A 3,349-nucleotide genomic window follows, 5' to 3' on the forward strand; every position below is an offset into this window, starting at 1 on the left:
GGCTGATCGCCAAGATGGAGCACGCCGGCGTCTCCAAGCCCGTGGTCGGCGTGACGGTCCCCACCGGGTACTCCTTCAACCTGGACGGCACCGCGATCTACCTGACCATGGCCGCCCTGTTCGTCGCCTCCGCCATGGGCAACCCCCTGGCCCTGGGCGAGCAGATCTCCCTGCTGGTGTTCATGATCATCGCCTCCAAGGGCGCCGCCGGCGTCACCGGCGCCGGACTGGCCACCCTCGCCGGCGGGCTCCAGTCGCACCGCCCGGACCTGGTCGACGGCGTGGGCATCATCGTGGGCATCGACCGGTTCATGTCCGAGGCCCGCGCCCTGACGAACTTCACCGGCAACGCCGTCGCCACCCTGCTGATCGGCAAGTGGACCCGGGAGCTCGACCTCGACCAGGTCGAGCGCGTGCTCTCCGGCCAGGACCGGTTCGACGAGTCCACCATGGCCGCGCACTCGCACGGCGCCCCCGAGCAGGACGCCGGCGCCGACGGCGCCGGTGTCGAGGACTCCGTGGCCGAGAAGGTCGAGGCCGCCGCCGGCACCCGCTGAGCACCACCTCCTGCCGACGGGACGACAGCGCCCGCCGGACCCCACCGGGTCCGGCGGGCGCGGTCCGTCCGTCTCCCGGCCCCGCCCCGCCGCCCCGGCAATTCGGGACCGGCAGGCGGCGGCGGTACCCTGGTAGCTGATCGAGTCCAGGAAAACCCCAGGTCGGCCCCACCGGCCCGGGCCGCCCCGCGCCCGGGCCGGCCCGGGCGCGCCAGCGACCACGAACGAAAGAGCGGTGCCACGAGTGAGCCAGCGAAGCGACGAGAGGATCCCCGGAACGGGCGAGACCGCGGCGGGAGCCCTGGGCCCCACCGGCCGTCCCGTCCGCGACTTCCCCGAACCGCCCGAGCTGTCCGCCCACGGGCCCGCCCGGATCATCGCGATGGTCAACCAGAAGGGCGGGGTGGGCAAGACCACGTCCACCATCAACCTCGGGGCCGCGCTGGCGGAGCTGGGGCGGAAGGTCCTGCTCGTCGACTTCGACCCGCAGGGCGCGCTCTCCGCCGGCCTCGGCGCGAACCCGCACGAGCTCGAGCTGACGGTCTACAACGTGATGATGGACCGCTCCGTGGACGTGTGGGACGTGGTCCAGGAGACCGACGTCGAGGGCGTGGACCTGCTCCCCGCCAACATCGACCTCTCCGCGGCCGAGGTGCAGCTGGTCACCGAGGTGGCCCGGGAGCAGGTCCTGGCCAGCGCGCTGCGCAAGCTCGAGGAGCACTACGACGTCATCATCATCGACTGCCAGCCCTCGCTGGGGCTGCTGACCGTCAACGCGCTGACCGCCGCCCACGGCGTGGTCATCCCGCTCATCGCCGAGTTCTTCGCGCTGCGCGCCGTGGCGCTGCTCGTGGACTCCATCGAGAAGGTCCAGGACCGGCTCAACCCGCGCCTGCAGATCGACGGCGTGCTCGCCACGATGTTCGACTCCCGGACGCTGCACTCCCGGGAGGTCATGGCCCGGATCGTCGACGCGTTCGGGGACAAGGTCTTCGACACGGTCATCAAGCGCACCGTGAAGTTCCCGGACGCGACGGTCGCCGCCGAGCCCATCCTCTCCTTCGCCACGGCCCACCAGGGCGCGGAGTCCTACCGCCAGCTGGCGCGGGAGCTGATCTCGCGCGGCGGCGCGCCCTGATGCACCCCGAGGAGCTGCCGGAGCCCAGCGGGCCCGGTGGCTTCACGGTGCAGCTGGAGGACTTCGCCGGGCCCTTCGAGGTCCTGCTTTCCCTGATCGCCAAGCACGAGATGGACATCACCCGGATCGCGCTGTCCACCGTCACCGACGAGTTCCTCCAGTACGTGCGGGCCCTGCACGAGTCCGGGTCGGTCCGCGCCCTCGACGAGGCCAGCGAGTTCCTCGTGGTCGCCGCCACCCTCCTGGACCTCAAGGCCGCCCGGCTGCTGCCGCGCGGCGAGGTCGAGGACGAGGAGGACGTGGCCCTGCTGGAGGCCCGGGACCTGCTCTTCGCCCGGCTGCTGCAGTACAAGGCCTTCAAGGAGGTCGCCGGTCTGCTCGACGAGCGGCTGCGGGCCGAGTCCGCCCGCCTGCCCCGGGTGGTGCCGCTGGACCCGGAGGTCGCCGCCGTCCTGCCCGAGCTCGACTGGCGGACCACCCCCGAACAGTTCGCCGAGATCGCCCGTGCGGTGTTCGCGGCCAGGCCGGGGACGCCCCCCGAGGTCGGCGTCGACCACCTGCACGGGGCCGCCGTCTCCGTCCGGGACGAGGCCGAGGCCCTGCTGGTCCTGCTCGGCGACGGCCGGCCGCGTTCCTTCCACGCGCTGGTGGCCGAGGCCGGGTCCACCCTGGCGGTGGTCGTCCGGTTCCTGGCGCTGCTGGAGATGTTCCGGGACGCCGTGATCGAGCTGTCCCAGGAGGCCCCGCTGGGGGAGCTCACGGTGCGCTGGACCGGTGCCGGCAGCGGGTGGACCGTCGAGCGCCTCACCACGGACGACACCGGCGTGGCCGGCGCCGGCGCGCCCGGACCGGCGGCGGACCCGGTCCCCTCGTCCGTGGGGTCCGCGGCGGGGGTGCCCGCGTGAGCGCCGTGCCGGAGGCCGGTCCGGACTTCGAGGCCCTGCCCGGGGGCCTGAAGGCCGCCGTCGAGGCGATCCTGATGGTCGCCGACGAGCCCGTCGGCGAGTACGAGATCGCCGCCGCGCTCGTGGTCCCCGTCGCCTCGGTGCAACGGGTCCTGGACCGGCTGCGCGCGGAGTACGACGGCCGGGCCGCGGATCTGGGGTATGCTGGAACGTTGGAGCCGCGCGGCTTCGAGCTGCGCAGCACCGGTGCCGGATGGCGGATCTACTCCCGCAGCGAGTTCGCCCCGGTCGTCTCCGCGTTCGTCGCGGAGGGGCAGACCGCCCGGTTGTCCCAGGCGGCCCTGGAGACCCTGGCCGTGGTGGCGTACCGCCAGCCCGTGAGTCGAGGACGGATCTCCGCGATCCGCGGGGTGAACGTCGACGGCGTCGTCCGCACCCTCGTGCAGCGGGGGCTGATCCGCGAGCTCGAGCGGGACGGCGAGTCCGGGGCCGTGCTCTACGGCACCACCACGTTCTTCCTGGAGAGGATGGGCATCGGGTCGCTCGACGAGCTCCCGGACATCGCCCCTCACCTGCCGGGCATCGATCAGATCGACCACTACGAGGACTGAGACACCACCATGGCCACACCACGTTCATCATCCGGCCGCCCCGGACCCGGCGGCCGCCGCGGCCCCGGCTCCCAGGGCGGGAAGCCCCGGAGCGGCCAGGGCGGCCCGTCCGTCCCGGGCGGGCGCGGCGGCACCGGC

Annotated in this window: 4 protein-coding genes; all 4 read left to right on the forward strand. The window is 73.4% G+C overall.

The genetic code is table 11. From position 1 onward, the window contains the following. The coding region (locus ABL57_RS08270) for a cation:dicarboxylate symporter family transporter (protein ID WP_047802988.1) at window positions 1-557 on the forward strand (557 nt) is incomplete at its 5' end. A 244-nt stretch (window positions 558-801) separates the two neighbouring features. Further along, window positions 802-1,695 (forward strand): ParA family protein, encoded by an 894-nt coding sequence (locus tag ABL57_RS08275; RefSeq protein WP_047802989.1) that lies wholly within the window; start codon window positions 802-804, stop codon window positions 1,693-1,695. Continuing rightward, window positions 1,695-2,600, forward strand: coding sequence for a ScpA family protein (locus tag ABL57_RS08280; protein ID WP_047802990.1), 906 nt, complete (start codon window positions 1,695-1,697; stop codon window positions 2,598-2,600). Before ABL57_RS08275 ends, ABL57_RS08280 begins: the two co-directional genes overlap by 1 nt. Then, complete coding sequence (gene scpB, locus ABL57_RS08285) at window positions 2,597-3,211, forward strand: SMC-Scp complex subunit ScpB (RefSeq protein ID WP_047802991.1); 615 nt, start codon at window positions 2,597-2,599, stop codon at window positions 3,209-3,211. Before ABL57_RS08280 ends, scpB begins: the two co-directional genes overlap by 4 nt. Window positions 3,212-3,349 lie beyond the last annotated feature (138 nt).

Source organism: Kocuria sp. SM24M-10, from assembly GCF_001027955.1.
Lineage (GTDB): Bacteria > Actinomycetota > Actinomycetes > Actinomycetales > Micrococcaceae > Kocuria > Kocuria oceani.